This window comes from Natronomonas marina (assembly GCF_024298905.1).
GTDB classification, from domain to species: domain Archaea; phylum Halobacteriota; class Halobacteria; order Halobacteriales; family Haloarculaceae; genus Natronomonas; species Natronomonas marina.
This window is the reverse complement of record NZ_CP101154.1, coordinates 2550911-2572747: the sequence shown is the minus strand read 5'-3', so window position 1 is coordinate 2572747 and position 21837 is coordinate 2550911. Positions and strand designations below refer to the sequence as shown.

Here is a 21837-nt window from a genome sequence, read left to right as displayed (position 1 = left end):
CCCTTCGAGGTTGCGCCGAATATCTCTTGTGGCTTCGACGACATCTATCCGCCGACCGGCGACCGGAGAAAGCGGCCGGCGACGCCACGGAAGGACAGGGCTTTGCGGCGGGCGACCCTACGGGCGGCCATGACGAGTTTCGAGGGGTTCCGCTGTACCGACTGCGGGGCGACCGTCGACGAGGAGGGGTCGACCGCCTGTCCGGCGTGCGGGGGCGTTCTCGACGCGAGCTACGACCTCGCGGGCGTCTCGCTCGACCGCGAGAGCTTCGAAGAGCGGGAGGGGGCCTGGGGACACCGCGAGTTGCTCCCGCTGGTCCCGTCGGGGATGGGTGAGGGCGAGACGCCGCTCGTGGCGGCGCCGCGACTGGCCGACGAACTCGGCGTCGAGACGCTGCACGTCAAGGACGAGGGCCACAACCCGACCGGGAGCGTGACCGACCGGGGGATGGCGCTCGTCGCCGCCGCGGCCGACCGGGGCGGCGCCGACACGCTCGCGCTGGCGACGACGGGCAACGGCGGCCAGTCGGCGGCCGCCTACGCCGCGCGGGCCGGCCTGCTGTCGCGGGTGTTCGTCCCGAGTCGGGCCACGTTCGTCAACAAGGCGATGATAAACGTCCACGGCGGCGACATGCGGGTCGTCGAGGGCCGCTTCGACGACGCCCACGAGAGCTACGAGACCGAGCGCGAGGAACTGCCCGCCGCCGACGAGGAGACGTGGTTCCCCGCCGGCGCCTTCGACTCGCCGTACCGTCACGAGGGCGCCAAACCGGTCTACTACGAGGCCGTCGAGGCGCTGGAGTGGTCGGTGCCCGACGCGGTGGTCGTCCCCGTCGCCCACGGGGCGGTCGTCGCCGGCGTCTGGAAGGCCGCCCGGGAACTCGAACGGCTCGGACTCACCGAGCGAACGCCCCGGGTGTTCGCCGCCCAGCCGGAGGGCTGTGCGCCGGTCGTCGAGGCCGTCGAGTCCGGCGACGACCCCGCGCCGTGGGACGTGCCGGACACCGTCGTCGGCACGCTGGAGGTGCCGGACCCTGCGGGCGGCCTGCCCGCGGTCGAGGCGGTCCGGGCCAGCGGCGGGACCGGCGTCGCCGTCGACGACGAGGACGCCCTCGACACGGCGGCGACGGTCGCCCAGCACGAGGGCCTGGAGATCAGCGTCGCCTGCGGCGTCGCCGCCGCCGGCGCCTGGCAACTGCGGGAGGACGGCGAACTCGCGGCCGACGACACCGTCCTCCTCGTCAACACCGGCGCCGGGAGCAAGGACGCCGACGTCGTCCGCAGTCGGCTGATGGGCCGCGGGATGTAGCCCGGCCGGTTAGACCAACTCGAAGAAGCCGGCCACGTCGGTGAGGACGTCGATGACCTCCCACTTGACGTTCTTCAGCGTCCCGATGCCGGTTATCGTCACGTCGCCGTCGACGATGGCCCCCTGGAAGGCGCCGACGGGGTCGTCGGCCCCGGCCAGGTCGTCGACGGTGGCCTCGTCGGTCTCCATCCGGAGAGTGGCGTCCTCGCGGGTTCCGCGCTCTAGCTCACGGATTTCGGCGGCCTCCGTCGTCCGGAAGGAGAACTCGGCCTCGCCCTCGTCGGCGGTCACGTAGAGGTCGACCACCTCGCCGCGAAGCTGGCTGGCGGCCGTCCCGAGGTCCGCGCCCGCGACGTCCTCGTTGTGCCGTTCGGCGTATGTCGTCAGCCGGTCGTACAGCGAGGCGGTCCACGACGGCTCCGTCGAGGTGGTCCCGCTGTCGACGAGAACGGTTGGCGCTCCCGTTACGATGGTGTTCGGGGGGCCACTCTCGGCAATGACGTCGCCCATCCTGGCGGCGGGGTAGCCGTTTATGAGGACCGTCGTCGACCCCGAGACGACGACGCCGCCGACGTGGGGGGCGGCCCCGGTCGACAGCGGGCAGGTGTGGACGTCGGCTCCCGCCCGCCAGGCTGGCATCCCACCGATGAGGACGTCCGGGCTGCCGCTCCCCGTCAGCGGCGTCCCGTGGGCGGTCATGTCCTGGACGCGGGCGGCGGGCGGCATATCAGTTCAGGCGGACGAGCGCCCCTTCCAGCGTCAGGACGCCGTCCGTGCTCACGGTCGCGTTGCCGGTCGACTCGATGTCGATGACCGGCGCGGCCATCCGTATTCGGGTGTCGCTCTCGATGGTCACCTCGCCCGTGCTCTCGTCGCACTCGACGGTGCAGTTGCCCGCCGCCTGGCCGCCGTCGGCCACCGCCCGGGGGGACGGTCCGTCGAGCGCCGCGGCCAGCGTCTCCCGCAGCGCGCCGAGGTCGTCGCCGACCTCGCCGTCGCCCGGCACGCGCAGGCCCCCGTCGGCGTCCAGCACGTACTCGCTTCCCGACTCGGCGTGTTCGAGACGAATCTCCTCGGCGTCGCGGTCGACCGCCAGTCGCCAGCCCGCCGCGTCGATTGTCTCTCCCCCGTCTGACATGTGCGTCGTATTTGGTAACCGATCACATAAACCCCGGGTGCTATTCCGGGGTCGTCGCGGACTCGGGCGCCTCCCGGCAGTCGGCGTCCGGCGGTTCGATGCGGTCGACCGCGCCCCACTCGCGGTAGTCGACGACCGAGGCGTCGGTCTCGACGCGGCGGAGTCGGCGCGTCTCGCGGTCCACGTAGTAGGTCGGCCCGCCGTCGGCGTCGTCCCGTTCGAGGACGAGCGTCTCGGTGCCGTCGATCTCGTCGGTTCCCGTCACCGTCAACTCGGGTTCGGCGTCGCCGGTCTCGGGCGACTCGACCGACCCGACGCTCCGCAGGCCGGCGTCGAGGTCGGGGTAGACGGTGCACGCCCCGTCGACGACGACGTAGCCGTCGCCGTCGACGAGGTAGGTCTCGACGGACTCGTCGCCCTCGAAGTCGAGGTACCGGTCCTCGCCGCGGAACCGGCCGGCAAGCGTCGTCGTTCCGTCGGCCGCGTTCCGCACCGTCACGGCGTAGGTGTCGCCGAACCGGAAGGCGCCAGCGTAACCGACGCTGTCGCCCGGTTCGAGGTCCTCGACGAGCGGGTCCTCGCCCGATTCGAGGACCGAACAGCCGGCCAGCGCCGTCGCGGCCGCCGGTGCCGCCACGCTCTTGAGGAGTTGCCGGCGTCGCGGCGAGGGGAACGACTCCCGCATCCGCGTTTCGGAGTCTCCGCCGGTCGCGGCCGTCGCCCCGTCTCCGAGTCGGTCCCCGCCGCCCGTGGCGCCCCGCTCTCCATCCGCGGCACCGTCGCCGGTCATGCTCGTCCGGAACCCCCCGTCCCGCCCCGGTCGCCCGCCGTCGAGCGGTGTGTCACTCCCGGGTACTTTCGCCTGCGGGAACTAATACGTTACCGTCCCACAGGGTTCGCCCCGGACCCGCGGCGGACGGAGGGGTAGCGGAGTCCGGGACGGAACCGTGTCACGAATTCCCACCACGCCACGCTTTTCTCGGCCCGCCCGATAGCGGGGTGTGATGGCGCTCGTCACGACGTTGCTCGCGGGGGTAGTCTTCGGGTTGGCGCTGGCTGCGCCGCCGGGACCGATGAACGCGGTCATCGCCGAGGAGTCCGTCCTCCGGGGGTGGCGGTCGGGATTCAAGGCCGGTCTCGGGGCGATGACCGCGGACTTCGTCTTCTTCGTGCTGGCGCTCTTCGGTGCCGTCGCCGTCGTCGAGCGGGTGCCGACGCTCCGCAACGCGATGGTCGCCGTCGGCGGCCTCCTGATGCTGTACTTCGCGTACGGCGCGGCCCGCGGCGCCCGCGAGAGCTTCCGGGCGTCGGCGACGCCCAACAGCCGTGGCTTCTCGAAGGCGTTCGTGCTGGCGCTGACGAACCCCTACCAGATACTGTTCTGGCTCACGGTCGGCGTCGGCCTGCTGGCGCCCGGCCGCATCGACGTGCTGTCGTACGCGACGGAGGCGCTGGCCGGTCTCGTCGTCGTCGAGACGGGCCACCCCGCGCTACTCGTGGGTCTCTTCGGGGGGATTCTCGTGTGGATAGTCGGGTTCCCGTGGGCGCTCTCGGCCGCCGAGAGCCGGACCGAGCGAGCGGCGCCGGTCGTCGCCGTCCTCAGCGCGGCGGTGCTGGTCGCGTTCGGTCTCTACTTCCTCTACGACGCCGCGACGGGCTTTGCGCTCTTCGAACGGCTGTCCGGACTCCTCTAGAGGTCCAGCGCCGGCGGCGACCCGGGTTCCATGTCGGCGACTTCACCTTCGAGCCACTCCTTGAACCACCGGACCCGCTTGATGCGCTGATGGGCGATGCTCTCGGCGGTGTCCGACCGGACGCGAGCGACGGCGTCCTCGCCCCGTTCGAGCACCCGGCCGACCATCTCGTTTGCGTCCATGTGGGTCCGGGCCTCGTAGCCCATCCGCAGCAGCATCAGCGCCGTGCCGTTGGCGCCGACCTTGTCCAGCAGGTCCGCCTCCATGAGACACCGCGTCTCCAGGTTCACGTCCGCGAGGTCACCCTCGTAGGAGTGGGCCTCGACGGCGTCGCACACCTGCTCGATGAACGACTCGGGGTAGTCCATCCGCGTGGTGAGGTACTCGCGGGCGACGCGGGCGCCCGCCTCGGCGTGGACGTCCTGGTCGGCCTCCAGTTTCGAGATGTCGTGAAACAGCGCCGCAACCCGCGTCACGTCGACGTTTGCGCCCTCCGACTCGGCGATCTCGGCCGCCAGTTCGGTCACGTTGAGGATGTGGTTGTACCGGTACTCCGCAGAGTGCCACGGGTACCACCGCATTCGGCCCCCCTCGTCTTCGCCCTCGACGCTTGCAGTCAGGTAATCGCGCACGAACCGCTTCATCTCCTCGAACTCCTCGTCGGAGACGGGCGATTCCCTGATTTCAACGCCCATGTATCCACCTCCGGCGGAGAGATGCGAACGCGTCGGTCATCTTACTCATAAAAATGTAGGTTCGACTCTTTAGGCTTACGACACCGTCACCACGGGGAAAACGACGACCGAACGACCCGGTGTCGCGCTCCTCGACGGATCGTTCGCCCACCGCACCGGCCGCGTCAGGTCACTCCCGGCACACGTCCGAGGGAACGCTTAGTGTCCTCGCACCCGCTGCCACACACATGAACGTCAGGCAGGTCATCCCCAAAGACGCCATCCCGAGCGTCGACGACCCCGTCTTCGGGACGGCCTACGACGGCGACGACACCGACCGCGTCGTCGTCTACGAACCCGCCGACGGCCCGCCGCGGGCCTACCCGCTCCGGCACCTCAACTACCACGAGATCGTCAACGACGCCGCCGACCACCCCATCGCCGTCACCTGGTGTCCGCTCTGCGGGAGCGCCGTCGTCTACGACCGCCGCGTCGAGACGGACGGGACGACGGCCGGCGACGACCCCCTCCAGTTGACCTTCGGTGTCTCGGGCAAACTCGCCGACGACGACCTGGTCATGTACGACCGGGAGACCGACTCCGAGTGGAAACAGTCCCTCGGGGCGTGCATCGCCGGCCCCCTGGAGGGCGCCGAGTTGACCGTCCTGCCGGCGACGGTCGTCGAGTACGGCACATTCCGCGACGAGTACGACGGCGTCGTCCTCCAGCCCCCGGGCGGCGAGAGCGAGGCCGCCGGCGAGGGCGAGGAGCCCGAACCAATCGAGTACGACAGCCAACCCTACCGCGAGTACGAGACCGGCGAGGGGTTCGGTCTCGATGCCCACCGGGGCACGGGGGGCCGCGAGTGGGACCGCGACGACATCGACCCGAAGGCGGTCGTCCTCGGCGTCGAGTGCGGCGGCGAGGCCGTCGGCGTCCCGCTGTCGGTCGTCGAGGAAGCCGGTGGTGTCCTCGACGTCGTCGTCGGCGGACGCGACCTCGTCGTCTTCGGTACCGAGGGGCTCGCCGCCTTCGAGAATCCCGGCTACGAGTTCGTCGTCGAGGGCGACGAGATTCGTGCCGACGGGACGACCTGGGACGGTGCGACGGGCGCGGCGGCCGACGGCCGCCGTCTCGAGCGCGTTCCCGCAAAGCGGCTCTTCGCGTTCGCCTGGCAGGACGATCACGGTCCCGACGCCCTCCTGACGTTCCCGCCGTAGAAAGTGGATGTTCGGCCAACTTTCGCGGCGGTGGTTCGGTTTTATCACACCTCGGAGCGTACCGAATCGGTATGGACGTACGCGAAGCGACGACGGCCGACGGTCCGGCCGTACGGTCTATCGCACTGCGCTCGATGGAGGCCTCCTACTCGCTGAGTCCCAGCACGATAGAGAACGCCATCAGACAGTGGTACGGCGTCGACAGCTTCGCCGAAAAGCTCGACGACGACGACGTGCTCGTCCTCGTCGCCGAGGAGGACGGCGAACCGGTCGCCTTCTCCGAGAGCGTCATCGCCGGCGACCGCGGGGACATCCACTGGCTCCACGTCGCCGCCATGCACCGGGGTCGGGGACTCGGCCGGGACCTGTACGAGGCGACCCGCGAGCGTCTCGAAGCGGCGGGCGTCGAGACCATCCGCGGGCTCGTGCTGGCCGACAACTCCGAGGGCAACCGCTTCTGGGAGAACCAGGGCCTCACCAAGGTCGGCGAGGGCTCCGTCGAGATCGACGGCACCGCCTTCGTCGAGAACATCTACGTCGACCAGGAGGGCGTCGACCTCCAGCCGATCGTCGTCGACGGGAGCGAACACTACGTCGACCGCAGCGACGCCGACCGCGGCTCCGAGGGCGAGTTCTACACCGTCTACACCGACGAGGCCCGCGAGAACAAGTACGGCTACTACTGTGCCTCCTGTGAGAACCTCGTCACCTCGATGGACGCCATGGGCCGCCTGGAGTGCGAGGAGTGCGGCAACACTCTCAAGCCGACCCGGTGGGACGCGGCTTACATGTAGAAACTTTTTGCACGGCGCGCTTCGCGCGCCGGCAAAAACTTTCATGAAAAAGACACGTCGGGCCTCCCGCCGCGAGCCTCCGGCTCGCGTTGGTCGGCCCTCGGTCCCGCGCGCCTGCGGCGCGCGGTGAACCGCTCGCTCACTCCGTTCGCTCGCGGATGCCAGCTCTTCCGAACGTTCGGGCGGGCTACTCGATTCGTTCGAGGTCCGTCTCGGTCCGTTCGCTCTCGACGTTGCCCGTGTTGCGGGTGTCGGCCGGCTCGAACAGCAGCATCTCCGTCTCCTCCTCGGCGACGGGGCGGTGCTCGACCCCCTGCGGGACGACGAGAAGTTCACCCTCCTCGAGTACGATGTCCGACGATTCGCGGAACTCGATGCGGAGTCTCCCCGAGCGAACGAGGAACAGTTCGTCGGCGTCCTCGTGGTGGTGCCAGACGAACGAGCCCTCGGCCTTGGCGAGTTTGACCGCCTGTCCGTTGAGTTCCCCCGCGAGTCGCGGCGACCACTGCTCCTCGAAGGACGCGAACGCTTCCGCCAGGCTCACCTTCTCCATACCGGACGGACGGCCGCCGGCCGGAAATAGCTCGTCCGACGTCCTGGCGAGGGGCCTACTCCCACTTCGGCTCGTAGTCGCCCTCGATGGGTGGGTCGGTGCTCACCCACTCGGCGCGGGCCGCGTCGCTCGTCAGCGTCTCCGTCGGGCCGCCGTCGACGCTGTAGGTGACCGTCAGGTCCGACAGCGAGCAGTGGGCGTTGTACCGGAGCGTGTCGTCCGGCGCCATGTAGGCGACCGTCTGCCAGTGGTCCGGCGGCGACTCGACGGTCGCCTGGAGGTCTAGCCCCTCGCCCTCGCCGCGGAACCGCCAGTGGCCCACCTCGTCGTGGTCGATTCGGTTGGCCGATGGGCTGGCCGGGAGGACGTCCTTCAGGCGGTTGAGCGGGTACACCTCGCCGTCGACCCGGAAGCAAAGCGAGAGCTTGTCGTCCAGCCGCAGCGCCTCCAGCACCGCCGAGTCGTCCTCCGCGAAGTCGTTGCACTGCACCCACGTCCACTCGTTCGGCGGACTCCTCGAGGAGACGGTGTGTCCCTGGTGGCCCGGGGCGTCGTCGAGTTCGACGGTCCGGTCGCCGACGGTTACCTCGCCGGACATGAATACCGACTCGTTGCGGCTCCAGTGTTTGCCCGTCCCCACCAGTACCGACAGCAGGTCCGTCAGCGTCTCGCTCCGCAGCGGCGTGAAGGCGTAGCTGTCGGGTTCGTACTCGAGGTCCCAGGCCACGTCCTCGACGCGTCCGGTCGCCGACGAGGAGGTCAACACGGCGTCGCCGACGGTCAACTCGAAGGGGTCGCCGTCGGCCCGAACCGACTCGAGGGGGTAGGCCGCCGAGACGAACGTGGAGCGTTCGGGCTCCTCGCGGTCGGTCAGGGCGGCCCACAGCCGACCCTCCCGGTAGCCCGACTCCGTCGACAAAAGCGTGTAGCGGTACCAGAATGCGACGGAGGCGTCGGGCGGACTCACGAGCGAGTACCACACCTCGCGGCCGGGGTCGCCGGCTCCGAGTGGCCACTCCTCTACGGGATCGTTCGGGTCGGGGTGCATGGATACCGAATGGTCGACTCGCCGCGGATTATAAGTTGCCCTCGGGCGGCCGCGTCGAGACGGCGATAGCCCCGAGCGGATTCGAACCGCTGTCATGGGCTGTCCTCCGGATGCTACCGTCGCAGTCACCCGTCCAAAGGCCCATATGATTGGCCACTACACCACGGGGCTGCAGTTCGAGGTACCGCCGCGCCGCACTTGAACACTTCGAGAGTTAGTCCGCGGCCTCGGACTCGACGCCGACGTCGAGCAGTTCGCAGGCGTCGGTCTCGGCGTCGAAGCAGTCCGGACAGCAGTCCTGTCGGTCGATGATGGTGTCGAGCCGTTCGGCGACCGTCTCGTCGATGACGCTCTCGAGTTGGCGGGCCTCGACGCGGAACTCCTCGACCTCCAGGACCTCGTGGAGGAACCGCTCGATGATGCAGTACGTCTGCAGCGACTCGCTTGCCCGCAGGATACCCTCCTCGGTCAGGGAGACGCCCTTGTACTTCTCGTGGTCGGCGAGACCGCCCTCCTCGAGTTTGCCGATCATCTCGTTGGCGCTGGCCGGGCTGACTTCGAGTCGGTCGGCTATCGCGCCGGTCGACGCCGGGCCGTCCTCCTGCTGTTGGATCAGGTAGATCGCTTTCAGGTACTGGTCCTGGGTGTTCATTCTTTCGCCTCCATGAGCTCGGTCACTTCCTCGACGCCCTCCTTTTCCTCCTCGCGGATCGACCGCAGCGTGGCGAGCAGTCGGTCCTGTTCGATGCTGAACTGCACGTCGGACTCCTCGATTGCGGTTATCAGGTCGTCGTAGAACTTGTAGGCGGTCTCCTCGTTGCAGAGCTGGTCGTAGAGCACGCCGTCGAAGTCGGTGTCGGACTCGTAGCGGGCGGCCACGAGTGCCTCGATCTCCTCGTAGGCGACGGGGTCGGCGTCGAGTTCGTCCACGAGAGCCTCGAGCCGCTCGCGGTGCTCGGCGGACTCCTCGGCGGCCTCCTCGAGCAGGGCGACGAGCTCCGGGTCCAGCTCCGCGTCGTCGAGGGTCTCGTAGTGTTTGTGGGCCCGCGCCTCGACGACCTCCTCCAGCACCATCCCGATCTGGAGCAGCCGTGCGAGCTGGTGGTCCGACGCGACCGGGTACGAGAGGCTCACGGGACCCCCCTGCGCCCGGCGAGCGGTGCGTCAGTCATACACGCCGGTCGGCGCCCCGCGGACTTAAGGGGTTTCCCTCGACGCGAGGATTTTTTGTAGCCACCCTGAGAAGTACCGGTGATGGCAGACGACGAACCGGCCGACACGATGCGGGAACGCTCCCCGCGGAGCGCCCTCACGATGCGGCTGCTTCTCGACGCCGACCGGTGGCTCATCACGGCCGGCATCGTTGCGCTGGTCTTCGTCGGCGTCGTGGCTGCCTCCTTCCTCTTCGAGGACGCCGGGGCGGCGCTGCAGGCCGACGACCCCATCGAGACCGCCTTCCAGGCGCTCATCGGCGCCACCGTCACCGGCGTCACGCTCGTGCTCACCCTGAACCAGCTCGTGCTCTCGCAGGAACTCGGCGCCGTCGACGACCAGCAGTCCCGCATGGAGGGTGCGATGTCCTTCCGGGCCGACGCCGCCGACATCCTCGGGGAGACGCCCCCGGCCGAGCCGTCGGCCTTCCTCCGGAGCCTCGTCGCCGAGACGGCCGACCGCGCGCGAGCGGTCGGCGACGCCGCCGGCGACGACGAGGAGATCGAACGACTCGTCGACTCGACGGTCGGGAACGCCTCTGCGGTCGAGGACCGCCTCGAGGGCGCCAGCTTCGGGCAGTTCGCCGTCGTCCGGGCGGCGCTGGACTTCAACTACTCCTGGAAGCTCTACGCCGCGAACCGGCTCCAGGACCGCGAGGACCTCGACTCGGCCACGCTGGAGGCGCTCGAGGACCTCGCCGAGGCCCTCCGGCTGTTCGGTCCCGCCCGCGAGCACTTCAAGACGCTGTACTTCCAGTCGGAACTCATCGATCTCTCCCGGACCGTCCTCTATACGGCGATCCCGTCGCTGGTCGTCGCCATGGCGGTCGTCCTCTTTCTCGACGTCCAGAAGTACCCCGGGACGGTGCTCGGCGTCGACCTCGGCGTCGTCCTCGTGGCGGCTGGGGCCGCCATCGTGCTCGTCCCCTTCGCGGTACTCCTGGCGTACGTGCTGCGCATCGCCACGATAACCGGCCGAACGCTCTCCATCGGGCCGTTCATCCTCCGGAAGACCGACCGGGACACCCAGAAGTAGGCGAGTGTCTCGCGTCGGCTGAAGAAGATGTCCGTACCCGGGTCGGACGGCGGCGGAACGCCGTGCCGACTTACAGTGGTAACAAGGCGAAAGCCCACGGCTTCAGCCGTGGGATGAAGCCGACAACTGAGAATCAAACCACGCTCGTAGCTCCGACAGGATATTCAACATCGAGTGCCAGTATTTATATAAGAGAAAAAACTCTGCTTACATATGTTGAATCGGGTCGTCACTCGGACACTCAAAGCGAGTATCCACAACCACTCGCAAGTCCGTGATGACCTCGATTCGCATGGCTTCGCCGCCAGCAAACTGTGGAACGTCGGACGGTGGACGATTTCGCGTATCTGGGACGCTATCGGCCACATTCCAGACGCCGATGAACTCTGTTTGTACCTCAAAAGCCACGAACGGTATGCGGATTTGCACTCACAATCTAGTCAGCGAGTTCTTCAGGAACTCGGTGAGGCGTTCGTCTCGTGGTACGAACAGAACGACCCGGACGCGAACCCGCCCGGCTACCGCAAACACGGCGACGACCACCCACGCTCGACGGTGACGTGGAAAAATCAGGGCTTCAAACTCGACACCCAGTACAACCGTGTCCGGCTCTCGAAAGGGACGAACCAGAAAGAGTCGCGGTACGCCGCTGACTACATCCTCTGCGAATACACACTCCAGGCAGACGAGCAGACGCTCGACGCTGTTGAAACCGTCCAAACGGTACGTGCTGTCTGGACTGGCGATCAGTGGGAACTGCACTTCGTCTGCAAGATGCGGATTGAGACGCCTGAGACGCCTGAGACGCCTGGTGAGAAGACAGCAGGTGTTGACCTTGGCATCTGCAACACGGCGGCCGTCTCTGTCGGTGACGAAACACTGTTGTATCCCGGAAACGCCCTGAACGAGGACGCCCACTACTTCCGACAGCAGGAATACGACACGGAAGGTGAGAACGGCCCCAGCAACCACGCAGAGTGGGCCAGACAAAACAAATCCCGGCGACAGGAGCATTTCCTGCACGCGCTCTCGAAAGACATTGTAGAGCAGTGTGCCGATCGTGGTGTTGGGACGATAGCAGTCGGCCATCCGAAAAACATCCGTGACGACAAAGACTGGGGACGACACGGGAACAAACGCCTGCACGACTGGGCGTTTGAAACCCTGCTTAGTCACATCGAATACAAGGCCCAAGAGCGTGGCATCGCGGTTGAACGGGTCGATGAGTACGAGTTGGCCACGTCGATAACGTGCTGTGAGTGTGGGATGAAAGCGGGTTCAAACCGTGTTGAGCGTGGGTTGTACGTCTGTGAGAACTGCGAGTTAGTCGCCAACAGTGACCTGAATGCGGCAGAGAATATGCGAGCGACGGTAACTCCGAGTCCGTCACAGGATAGGAGTAACGGCTGCTTGGCACAGCCATCGGTACGCCTGTTCGACAAATCCACGGGCAGAGTACGCCCACAAGAACAGGTTGCCCCGTAGACCCTAATATCCCAACGTGGGAATCCCACGGCTTTAGCCGTGGGAGGATGTCAAGCCCGTGCCTGCAGGCGGTCCTGGATGCGGCTCCGGAGGTCATCGCGGAGTTCCTCGACCTCGATCTCCTCGAAGACGGGGACGTAGAACCCCTCGACGAGCATGTTCCTGGCGGTCCGCTCGTCGACGGCACGGGAGGTCATGTAGAACATGTCCTCGGCGCTGACCTGCCCGACGGTGGCGCTGTGAGACGCCTCGGTGTCGTGGTTGTTGATGATGAGCTTCGGCGCGGCGTCGGCCTCGCTCTCGTCGCTCAGCATTAGCGTGTTCTCCCGCTGGTAGGAGTTCGTGTCCCACGCCTCGCGGCCGACGTGCTGGACGCCCTCGTAGACCGAGCGGGCGTGGTCGTCGACCACGCCCCGGGTGACGAGGTCGGCCGTGGTGTGCTCGGCGTTGTGCCACACGCGGGCGTTCACGTCGAAGTGCTGGTCGTCGTGGCCGTAGAAGGCGCCGACGATTTTCGTCTCCGAGGAGTCGCCGTCGAGGTGGCTCTCGACGGAGGACTTCGTCAGCCGCGAGCCGAGATTGCACTCGATCCAGTTGACCGTCCCGTAGGTGTCGACGGCGGCCTCGCGGCGACTGTAGACGTACGTGGACTCGTCGACGTCCTGGAGGTTGCCGAACTGGACGTAGCTGTTCTCGCCGGCGACGATTTCGGTGATGCCGCTGTAGTAGCGGTCGCCGTCCATTCCGGCGGCTTCGCCGCCTTCATCTCGTTGCGCCGTCGGCGCAACGCTGTCCTCGCCCGTCTCCTGCCGTTCGAGGATGGTCACCGACGAGGACTCCTCGGCGACGACCAGGGTGTAGTTGAACAGCGACCGGGAGTTCATCTCCGTGCGGACGGTGACGTCCTCGGCGTCGACGCCCTCGGGAACGTAGACGACCGTCCCGGTCGTGAAGAGCGCCGTCGACAGCGCCGTCAGGTAGTTGGTCTCGGGGGCGACGACGCTGCCGAAGTGCTCGCGGAGCAACTCCTCGTGTTCGGCGACGGCCTCGGCGAACGGCAGGACCTCGGCGTCGGCCGGCCCGACCTGGTCCTTGGACTCGGCGGCCGACAGCGGGTCGACCAGGGCGTCGTAGTCGAGCCCCTCGAGGTCAGTCCACTTCCGGCCGGGCGTCTTGATGACGTCCGGGAAGTCGACGTCGTCGAGCGCCGAAAGCGCCTCGAGGCGGGTCTCCAGCAGCCACTCGGGCTCGTCGAGGTCGTCGCTGATCTGGCGGACGGTGGCTTCGTCGATCGCGGCGTGTACCTGCGTGCTCATGTTATCCGAGCGAGCCCTCCATCTCGAGCTCGATGAGGCGGTTCAGTTCCACGGCGTACTCGATGGGCAACTCCTCCGTGATCGGCTCGATGAAGCCCGAGACGATCATCTGCTTTGCGTCGTCGTCGTCCAGCCCCCGCGACTGGAGGTAGAAGACGTCCTCGTCGCCGATCTTGCCGACGGTCGCCTCGTGGGCGACGTCGACCTTCGACTCCTCGATCTCCATGTACGGCATGGTGTCGGAGGTCGACTCGTTGTCGAACATCAGGGCGTCACACTCGACGGCCGTCGAGGAGTCAGTAGCGCCGTCGGCGATGTGGACGAGGCCGCGGTAGTTGGTCCGGCCGCCGTCCTTGGCGATGGACTTGGACTCGATGGTGGACTTCGTGTTCGGCGCGTTGTGGTAGACCTTCGCGCCGGTGTCGATGTCCTGGCCCTCGCCGGCGAAGGCGATGGTGATGTGGTTGTCGGTCGCACCGGGGCCCTTCAGGATGGTCGAGGGGTACAGCATCGTCGCCTTCGACCCCATCGAGCCGGAGACCCACTCCATCGTAGCGTCGGCCTCGGCGATGGCGCGCTTGGTGTTGAGGTTGTAGGTGTTCTTCGACCAGTTCTGGACGGTCGAGTACTGGACGTGGGCGCCCTCCTTGACGAACACCTCGACGCCGCCGGAGTGGAGGTTGAACGCCGAGTACTTCGGCGCCGAACAGCCCTCGATGTAGTGAACCTCCGAGTTCGGCTCGGCGATGATGAGCGTGTGCTCGAACTGGCCCATCCCGTCGCTGTTCATCCGGAAGTACGCCTGGACGGGCATGTTGACCGTCGTGTCCTCGGGGACGTAGACGAACGACCCGCCCGACCAGATGGCGCCGTGCAGCGCCGCGAACTTGTTGTCGCTCGGGGGGACCGCCTTCGTCATGAAGTACTCGCGGACGAGTTCCTCGTGTTCCTGGACGGCCTTGTCCATGTCACAGAAGATGACGCCCTTCTCCTCCCACTGTTCCTTCATGTTCTGGTAGACGATCTCCGACTCGTACTGGGCGCCGACGCCCGAGAGGGCGTTCTTCTCGGCCTCGGGGATGCCCAGTTTGTCGAAGGTGTCCTGAATCTCCTCGGGGAGGTCCTCCCAGTTTTCGGCGCCGCCGCGGGTCTCGATGTCCGGCCGGATGTAGGGGACGATCTCGTCGACGTCGACCTCCGAGAGGTCGGGCGCGCCGGGCCAGTCGTCCGGCATCGGCATCTCCTGGAACTGCTCTAAGGCGCGGAGACGCCGCTGGAGCATCCACTCGGGTTCGTCCTTGTCCTCCGAGATGACCCGGATGGTCTCCTCGGTGAGCCCCTTCTCGGCCTGGAACGCGGAGCTTTCCTTCTTCTTGAACTCGAATCGGGCTTCGGTGTCGGTGTCCTGTAGGTCCTCTGAACTCATGGTTGTAAGTTACGTTTGTATGCTTATTATCTTGTGCGTAACCGAATACGGTTACGCGGCCTCGTAGACTTCCTCGCGGACCCAGTCGTAGCCCTTGTCCTCGAGCTGTTCTGCGAGCTCCGGGCCGCCGCTCTTTGCGATCTCGCCATCGATCATCACATGGACGTGGTCAGGCTCGACGTAGTCGAGGATCCGCTGGTAGTGCGTGATCTGGAGGACGCCCGACCCCTGCTCGTCACGGAGGGCGTTGATTCCCTTCGAGACGTCCTGGAGGCGGTCGATGTCCAGCCCCGAGTCGATTTCGTCCAGCACCGCAATGGACGGTTCGAGGATGGCCGCCTGCAGCACCTCGTTCTGCTTCTTCTCGCCGCCGGAGAAGCCGGCGTTGAGGTACCGCTGGGCGAACTTCTCGTCCATGTCGAGCAGTTCCATCTTCTCGGCGAGGATCTCCTGGAACTCGGCGACGCCGACGTCGCCCTCGTCGGCGGGGCCCTCCATCGGGGAGGTGTCGTATCCGGCGGCGTCCTCGTTGGTGTCCCCTCCGTCGGCGGTCTCTTCGTCCTCGTCCTCGAAGAGCTCCTCGCGCTCCTCGAGTTTGGCGTTGAGCGCCGTCCGCAGGAAGTTCACCATCGTAACGCCCTCGATTTCGGCGGGATACTGGAAGCCGAGGAAGATGCCCAGCGCCGCCCGTTCGTTGGGCTCCAGTTCCAGCAGGTCCCACGTCGTCTGGTCGTCGTCGATGTCGACGCCCTCGAACTCGTCGGGGTCGATGTGGAGCAGGACGTCGCCCCCGGTCACCTCGTAGGCCGGGTGGCCGGCGATTACCTTCGCCATCGTGGACTTCCCGGAGCCGTTCGGACCCATCAGAGCGTGAATCTCGCCGGAACTGACCTCGAGGTTTACGCCCTGGAGGATGGTTTCGCCGCCCTCCTCGGCGACTTCCGCGTGTAGGTCACTGATTTCGAGTGTAGCCATAGTCGTGTCTACCAATTGGTGGGGGCGTGACGGCCATAATGGTTTCGGGTTCGTGGTGATTTGGGTTTGTGATTCGAAAAATTATTTTCCCATGTGAAAAGATGCCACACCGATGCCGACCAGGTATGTCCAGTGTTTTTTATACATTCGTGTCTCGTAAATAGGGCGCAGAAGTCTTGAAACTCCGCTTTTGCCTGGGGTTGGTTTTATTACCGGTGGGGTTCAGCACGGAATAGCCCATGCCACTTCAGTTCTCGATGTACGTCGTACCGCTGGCGCTCGCGGCCGTCGTGTCGGCGGTGCTGGCGGCGGCCGTGTACGGAAACCAGAACAAGCGGACGGCGACGCAGCTGCTCGCTATTCTGGTGGCCACGTTCATCTGGGCGGGCGCCGACGCCGTCAAGCTCGCCGTGACCGACCCGGCCTCGAAGTTGCTCTGGCACAACGTCAGGTTCCTCGGGTCGACGCTCGTCGTGCTCGCCGTCCTGTTGCACGCCCTGGAGTACACCGGTCGCAGCAAGTGGCTCTCTCGGGGATCGATCGCCGGCCTGGGGATGATCCTGGCAGCCACGAACGTGCTGGCGTGGGGCGATTACTTCGTGACGAGCGGCTTGCTGGACGGACTGGTCTACGCCGGGTTCGAGACCGCACGGGTCGGCTCGGCGACCGTCATCGACGTCCAGTACGGCCCGTGGTTCTTCGTCAACGCCGTCTACTCGTACGTCCTGTTGCTCGGTGCGATGGGTATGTACGTCTCGGAGTTCCTCCAGCGGACCGGGACCTACCGGCGACAGACCGGCGGGCTCATCGTCGCGCTGGCGGTTCCGTGGGCGATGAACGGCATCTACCTCGCCGGCTTCTCGCCCATCGACCTGACGGCGTTCGGCTTCACCGTCACCGCCGTCGCCTTCTTCGCGCAGTTCTACTGGTTCCGCCTGCTCGACGTCGTCCCCGTCGCCCGCAGCACCGCCATCGAGCACATCGACAGCGGCTATCTGGTCGTCGACACCGAGAGTCGAGTTCTCGACGCCAACGAGGCCGGTGCGGGACTTTTCGGTATTGCTCCCGACGAGGCCATCGGCCGGACCATCCAGGAACTGACGGAGGCGTCGGCCGCCCTGGTCGAGACCGACGACGGGGTCGGTGGCGACGAGACCGTTACCGTCGTCAGAGAGGGCGAGCGCCGCTACTACGACGTCGACACCTCTGCAGTGTACGACGGCCGCGACCAGCCCATCGGTCGGGTCGTCCTGATCCACGACGTGACCGAACAGCGCCGCCGTCAGCAGACGCTTCAGGAACGAACCCGAGAACTCGAGCGACAAAACGAGAAGCTCGACCGCTTCGCCAGCATCGTCTCCCACGACCTGCGGAACCCCCTGTCGGTCGCCGACGCGGAACTCGAGAAGGTCCGGAAGTCGGGTGAGTCGCCGGACTACGACCGCATGCAGGAGGCCATCGACCGCATGGACGACATCACCGAGGACGTCCTCGAACTCGCCAGGCAGTCCGAGGCCACCGTCGACCACGAACCGGTCAACCTCGCACGGCTCTGTGACCGCGCCTGGGACACCGTCGACACCGGCCGGACGGTCCGTGCCGACCCCGGCCGCCTCCGGCAGGCGCTGGAGAACCTCTTCCAGAACGCCGTCGAGCACGGCCCCCGCGGCGTGACCGTCCGCGTGGGCGACCTCACCGAGGGGTTTTACGTCGAGGACGACGGCCCCGGCATCCCGCCGCACCTCCGCGAGGAGGTCTTCGACCACGGCTTCACCAGCACGGACCACGCCACCGGTCTCGGACTCGCCATCGTCTCCCGGACCGCCGACGCCCACGGCTGGGACGTCGAGATCGGCAAGAGCCAGGCCGGCGGCGCCAAGTTCCAGTTCACCGGCGTCGAGGAGGCCGACACCGACGTCGATGGGCTCTCCGGCGACTCCGGCGAACTCGTCAAGATCGGCGGCTTCGTCTTCGGCGAGGGTACCGCCGACGACGAGGCACCGCGTCCGGCCTCCCGGTAACGCCTACCTTTCAACAGCGAGAGAGTCCCGCCGTTCACGGCGGGGAGGAGGTCATACGAAGTTCCCCAGTCCCGTCTGCTCCTGGCCGCTCTTGACCTCGTCCCAGGAGATGTCCAGCGCCTCCAGCACCCGCGCTATCGGCCCCTTCAGCGTCTTGTCCAGCATCTTGTCGTAGTCGATCTCGAAGGCCTCGGGCACCTGGTCGTCGAACTCGAAGCAGATGACGTCGGGGTCCCGTTTGAACTCGCCGTACAGCGCGTCCTCGGCCGGGTCCAGCCCCCGCTCGGTCTCCACCTCGCGGAAGAACTCTGGGTGGACCTTTTCCAGGTAGAGCCGCTTGGGCTTCGATCCGCTGGCGAAGTTCGTTCCTAAGAGGAGATTCGCGTACTTCGCACCTCGGACCTGGGCCGTGTCGGTGTCGTAGTTGTCGAGTTTCTTCCCGATGCCGCCCGGAATCCCGATCTCCTCCAGGCTCACGTCGCCCGCCCGCACCCGCTCGATGACGTCGTGGACGTAGGACTTGATGTCCTCGCGGTCGGCGCCGGTCACGATCATCTCCAGCACCTCCCGCTGGACCTCCTTCGTGATCGGTGCGATGTCCGAGCGCTTGTACTCGAAGCCCGTGATGTCTATTTCCGGTGGAGAGAGAAACGTCCCTCGTAACTGTTCAGTCATCGCTCACGACCTCCAGTACTTTCTCCCTCTCGTCCCACGGTACGTGCACGTCACAGGGAATTTCATCGCCGATAGCTACGTAAAGGTGGTTGGAACACTCTCTCATAAATGCCTTCGCCTTCCGCACCGACCGTTCGGTCGCAAACCCCTTGACCTCGATGACGCAATCGTCGACGACGAAGTCGGGGTAGTACGACCCGACGGAGAGGGTGAACTCCGGTTCGTACTCGTACGCCACGTCGTTGGTGGTCAGTAAGGTGGCTACGTCCTCCTCCCAACTGGACCGGACCGGGTGGGATAGCTCTGAGACCTCGTACGGTTCCGGATAGGTCGGCTCCCTGCCTTCCAGCGCCTCGGAGAGTGCCCGGCTGTACGCGTCGGTCTGCATATACGAGGTATCTCGATTCGACGCAGCCTCGGATAGCTTCCGTCTGTGTTCGTCGGATATCTCGTTCCCACTGTTCTTCCGGGATATCTTTCGCTTCGTCTCCTCGCTCTGGGTATGTCCGGTCAACGCCGAACTGATCTTTTCCCGGACTTCGGGTCGCTTGGCCGGGTTTTCGTCACCGGTGAACTCCGTTACCACCTTGTCACGTTTCATGGGGTTGAAACTCCCGTTTAGCGCCGCCTCAGGCGTTCTGGTATCCACGATTTCACAAACCATGTCCGGGGACAGCCACCCGTAGTCGGCGGCTATTACGTACGACCCGTCTCCGGATTCGTACCTGTCGGCGATTTCGGTCCCGTGTCGGTTCTCCACCCACTCGGACGGTTCGCAGTCGTGGGCCGATCTGAAATGCATCACCTGTAATCTCGATAGCTCTTTCGAGCAGTTCTCCACGGGACAGGTGAAACCAGCCATCCGTCTCACCCCATCCATATCTTCGAACCCGCGTACCGCTTTTTCTTGCCGGCCTGGAAGAACCGACGATAGAGCTTTTCGAACTCGATTTCGAACCGGTGTTCTGCTGCCCCCAGCTCGTCATCTGCGAAGCTGTCATACGAGTCGTTGATGCGTTCTTCGAGTTCGAATCCGACCTCCACCGTGGCAAGGAGCGACTCGACCTCTTCGTCTTCCATGTCTGGATACCGCTCCTGAAGGGCCTCGAGCTGTTCGGCCGTGGTCTCTACGTCGTCGATGTCGGCCGAACTTATCTCTAACATGACAGAATCGGTGTCCCCGTATATCACCTCGTATCCGCTCTCGTTGACTATCCCCTTGGTGAACCGAATAACCTCTCTGCCTGTTGCGGTTACGGCAGCACCCATCTCCTTGTCGTAGAGCCTGAATCGATCCCATCCAAGCACACCGTAGAGCGAATTCATAATAACTTTGACAGCTGATTGCTGCCTGTCGTAGAGTTCGTATGCCTGGGTCCCGGGCTCGTTTTCGTTCCGCAAGGATTTCTTTTGCTCCCGCTCCTCCAGCAGTTCGTCGACCATCTCCCGGATGACACCGTCCGGTTCCTTCCGGAAGTGGGTGCCATTGGGCGCGACGTAGGTGTCCCCGTCGTAGGTGTCGGGGTCGACCTTCGTCTCCGGGGAGGCGTTGATGGTCACCATGCACATCGGATATAGACTTTTTAGATCAAATACACTTACCATCTCCTTGACCCCGGAGATGGGGTCGAAGACGGCGCCGCCCTCGTACGCCTCGCTCTCCTGGGCGCCCTTCGAGGGCAGCGCGAACTCGCCGTGAATCTTGTGGAGGACGTACATGTCGACGGCGTCGCCGGGGGTGGTGGCGTCCTCGAGTTTGCAGCCGACGAAGGCGGCGACCTCCCGCCAGAACGGGACGATGTTCTGCTTGCGGTCCAGTTCGACGCAGAGTTCGACGTCCCGGAGGTTGTACTCCAGCAGGCGCTCGGGGTCGTCCTCCCAGAGGTCGCCGATGTCGCCCGGGTAGCGCTCCTTGCCGACGCCGAGTTCCTCCTCGCCGACGGCGTCGAGGCGGTAGGAGTCGAGTTCGGAGAACTGCGTCCGCTGGTAGGCGTAGAGCAGGTCGAAGACGACCCGGCCCTTCACGTCCGGGCCGCCCCAGCCCGAATCCCACACCTCGTCGACCCGAGAGAGGCGGTCCGAGTCGAGGTCGTCGTCACGCCCCGCCAGCCGGTCGATGCGCGCGATGAGGTAGGGTGCGTCGAAGTCGTCGAAGTTCCAGCCGGTCAGCACGTCCGGGTCGGTGTCGTCGACGTACTCGAGGTAGTCGGACAGCATCGCGGTCTCGTCGCCGAAGCCCCGCACCTCGACGTCGACCGGGCCCTCGCCGATGGGGTCGTACTCCTCGATGGCCTCGGGACCGGGGACGCCCTCGGGGGACTCGTAGAGCCAGACGACGTACTCGTCGCGGTAGGAGTCGTGGGCGGTCAGACAGATGATCGTCTGCTCGCCGTCCTCCGGGAAGCCGTGACGGTCGTCGACCTCGATGTCCAGCGTGTGGACCCGCGGTTCGACGGAGCACTCGACCGCCTCGAGTTCGGTGTGGTGTACCTTCAGGCTGCCGTCCTCGAGTTCCCGGGCGGGCACCCGGACGCCGCTGTTGATGTCCTTGTCGATGAGCAGCCGGTTCGGGAAGAGGATGTCCGCCTCGTAGTGGTCGAACCGGTCCCGTAACTCCCCGACGTCGCGGGGCGTCTGGCCAAACACCTTCAGGAGGTCCTCGCCCCGGATGGACTCGTAGACGACCACTTCGCTCGGTTCGCGGCCCTCGGGGACCTCGTCCGACCGGTCGCCGTAGGTCTCGACGCCGGTGAGCCGGTCGTGGTCGAGGCGGGAGTCGACGATGTCCTGCGCCTCGAGCGGCTCCTCGGCGTCGACCGCGAGCTCCAGTTCCGAGACGGGCGTGTAGAAGTACGGCCGGAAGTCGTAGACGCGGACGTGAGCCGGGTCGCGGTCGGCCGTCCGACCGAAGACGTGCAGGACGGGGTGTTCGTCATCGCCGCTCCCCTCGATGGTGTAGTCGACCTGCGTGACGGAAAGCTCGAAGTGGCCGTCGGCGTCGGGGAACCGCCGGTCGGAGAGGTCGACCAGGTCGGCGGTCGAGTCGCCGCCGTTGCCCGCGACGGCGGCGGCCTCCCCGGCGGGCCGGTCGGCCCCGTCGGTCCCGCCGCCGAACGCGCCGAGGGTCCCCTGCTCGCTGTCCTGTTCCATGGACTCACTCGTCGGCGCTCGGTGGTAAAAACCTCGGTGTTCCGCTCGCCGTCGGGCCGGGTAGAGCGAATCGACACCCGTTACGTCCCCCGTTTCGAAACGTGACATGGCCA

General features: G+C 66.2%; 19 protein-coding genes, 1 tRNA gene and 2 pseudogenes. 7 read left to right on the top strand and 15 right to left on the bottom strand.

Annotated features, from left to right (window positions below; all coding sequences use genetic code 11):
- The first annotated feature begins 129 nt into the window (after positions 1-129).
- Positions 130-1308 carry a threonine synthase gene (locus NLF94_RS13805; protein ID WP_254838204.1) on the top strand — a complete coding sequence of 393 codons (1179 nt, stop codon included), beginning with the start codon at positions 130-132 and terminating at the stop codon, positions 1306-1308.
- 441 nt (positions 1309-1749) lie between these two features.
- Here the strand turns inward: NLF94_RS13805 and NLF94_RS21005 are convergent.
- The 3 genes and pseudogenes from NLF94_RS21005 to NLF94_RS13790 all read right to left on the bottom strand — a co-directional run.
- Positions 1750-2034, bottom strand: a pseudogene (locus NLF94_RS21005) (PAAR domain-containing protein); the annotation flags it as partial.
- A gap of 1 nt (position 2035) precedes the next feature.
- Complete coding sequence (locus NLF94_RS13795) at positions 2036-2446, bottom strand: hypothetical protein (protein ID WP_254838202.1); 411 nt, start codon at positions 2444-2446, stop codon at positions 2036-2038.
- A 40-nt stretch (positions 2447-2486) separates the two neighbouring features.
- Complete coding sequence (locus NLF94_RS13790) at positions 2487-3236, bottom strand: hypothetical protein (protein ID WP_254838201.1); 750 nt, start codon at positions 3234-3236, stop codon at positions 2487-2489.
- A gap of 214 nt (positions 3237-3450) precedes the next feature.
- Here NLF94_RS13790 and NLF94_RS13785 point away from each other — a divergent pair, with 214 nt between their 5' ends.
- A complete protein-coding gene (locus NLF94_RS13785; protein WP_254838200.1) occupies positions 3451-4140 on the top strand; it encodes a LysE family translocator in 690 nt (229 codons plus the stop codon).
- Here the strand turns inward: NLF94_RS13785 and NLF94_RS13780 are convergent.
- Positions 4137-4835, bottom strand: coding sequence for an HD domain-containing protein (locus NLF94_RS13780; protein WP_254838199.1), 699 nt, complete (start codon positions 4833-4835; stop codon positions 4137-4139). The two genes, NLF94_RS13785 and NLF94_RS13780, sit on opposite strands and share 4 nt — an antisense overlap.
- Before the next feature lie 227 nt (positions 4836-5062).
- Here NLF94_RS13780 and NLF94_RS13775 point away from each other — a divergent pair, with 227 nt between their 5' ends.
- Together NLF94_RS13775 and NLF94_RS13770 are read left to right on the top strand one after the other, a co-directional pair.
- Entirely contained in the window at positions 5063-6034 is a 972-nt protein-coding gene (locus tag NLF94_RS13775) for a DUF3179 domain-containing (seleno)protein (RefSeq protein ID WP_254838198.1), read from the top strand.
- Between the two features lie 71 nt (positions 6035-6105).
- Complete coding sequence (locus tag NLF94_RS13770) at positions 6106-6828, top strand: GNAT family N-acetyltransferase (protein ID WP_254838197.1); 723 nt, start codon at positions 6106-6108, stop codon at positions 6826-6828.
- A gap of 187 nt (positions 6829-7015) precedes the next feature.
- On the opposite strand, the gene NLF94_RS13765 is transcribed toward NLF94_RS13770, so the two are convergent.
- The 5 genes from NLF94_RS13765 to NLF94_RS13745 form a co-directional block, all read right to left on the bottom strand.
- A complete protein-coding gene (locus NLF94_RS13765) occupies positions 7016-7381 on the bottom strand; it encodes a cupin domain-containing protein (protein ID WP_254838196.1) in 366 nt (121 codons plus the stop codon).
- Between the two features lie 55 nt (positions 7382-7436).
- Complete coding sequence (locus NLF94_RS13760; protein ID WP_254838195.1) at positions 7437-8429, bottom strand: hypothetical protein; 993 nt, start codon at positions 8427-8429, stop codon at positions 7437-7439.
- A 66-nt stretch (positions 8430-8495) separates the two neighbouring features.
- A tRNA-Gln gene (locus NLF94_RS13755) sits at positions 8496-8600 on the bottom strand.
- 43 nt (positions 8601-8643) lie between these two features.
- Positions 8644-9081, bottom strand: a complete 438-nt coding sequence (locus tag NLF94_RS13750) for a metal-dependent transcriptional regulator (protein WP_254838194.1) — start codon at positions 9079-9081, stop codon at positions 8644-8646.
- Positions 9078-9563 carry a ferritin-like domain-containing protein gene (locus NLF94_RS13745; protein ID WP_254838192.1) on the bottom strand — a complete coding sequence of 162 codons (486 nt, stop codon included), beginning with the start codon at positions 9561-9563 and terminating at the stop codon, positions 9078-9080. The genes NLF94_RS13750 and NLF94_RS13745 overlap by 4 nt, the downstream gene beginning before the upstream one ends.
- A 120-nt stretch (positions 9564-9683) precedes the next feature.
- Here NLF94_RS13745 and NLF94_RS13740 point away from each other — a divergent pair, with 120 nt between their 5' ends.
- Positions 9684-10676, top strand: coding sequence for a DUF7972 family membrane protein (locus NLF94_RS13740; protein ID WP_254838190.1), 993 nt, complete (start codon positions 9684-9686; stop codon positions 10674-10676).
- 213 nt (positions 10677-10889) lie between these two features.
- A complete protein-coding gene (locus NLF94_RS13735; protein WP_254838189.1) occupies positions 10890-12161 on the top strand; it encodes an RNA-guided endonuclease InsQ/TnpB family protein in 1272 nt (423 codons plus the stop codon).
- A 50-nt stretch (positions 12162-12211) separates the two neighbouring features.
- Here the strand turns inward: NLF94_RS13735 and sufD are convergent, their stop codons facing one another.
- From sufD to NLF94_RS13720, 3 genes are read right to left on the bottom strand one after another with little or no spacing between them, the layout of a single operon-like run.
- Positions 12212-13477 (bottom strand): Fe-S cluster assembly protein SufD, encoded by a 1266-nt coding sequence (gene sufD / locus NLF94_RS13730; protein WP_254838188.1) that lies wholly within the window; start codon positions 13475-13477, stop codon positions 12212-12214.
- A 1-nt stretch (position 13478) separates the two neighbouring features.
- A complete protein-coding gene (gene sufB, locus NLF94_RS13725; protein ID WP_254838187.1) occupies positions 13479-14903 on the bottom strand; it encodes a Fe-S cluster assembly protein SufB in 1425 nt (474 codons plus the stop codon).
- A gap of 51 nt (positions 14904-14954) precedes the next feature.
- Complete coding sequence (locus tag NLF94_RS13720; protein ID WP_254838185.1) at positions 14955-15878, bottom strand: ABC transporter ATP-binding protein; 924 nt, start codon at positions 15876-15878, stop codon at positions 14955-14957.
- A 239-nt stretch (positions 15879-16117) separates the two neighbouring features.
- Here NLF94_RS13720 and NLF94_RS13715 point away from each other — a divergent pair, with 239 nt between their 5' ends.
- Complete coding sequence (locus tag NLF94_RS13715) at positions 16118-17899, top strand: histidine kinase N-terminal 7TM domain-containing protein (RefSeq protein ID WP_254838184.1); 1782 nt, start codon at positions 16118-16120, stop codon at positions 17897-17899.
- A gap of 51 nt (positions 17900-17950) precedes the next feature.
- Here the strand turns inward: NLF94_RS13715 and NLF94_RS13710 are convergent.
- The 3 genes and pseudogenes from NLF94_RS13710 to NLF94_RS13700 all read right to left on the bottom strand — a co-directional run.
- A pseudogene (locus NLF94_RS13710) lies at positions 17951-18535 on the bottom strand (hypothetical protein); the annotation flags it as partial.
- Positions 18536-18566: 31 nt separating this feature from the next.
- On the bottom strand, positions 18567-19376 hold the full coding sequence (locus NLF94_RS13705; RefSeq protein WP_254838183.1) for an NUMOD3 domain-containing DNA-binding protein: 810 nt from the start codon (positions 19374-19376) through the stop codon (positions 18567-18569).
- Positions 19377-19441: 65 nt separating this feature from the next.
- On the bottom strand, positions 19442-21724 hold the full coding sequence (locus NLF94_RS13700) for a DNA-directed DNA polymerase (RefSeq protein WP_434085363.1): 2283 nt from the start codon (positions 21722-21724) through the stop codon (positions 19442-19444).
- Positions 21725-21837 lie beyond the last annotated feature (113 nt).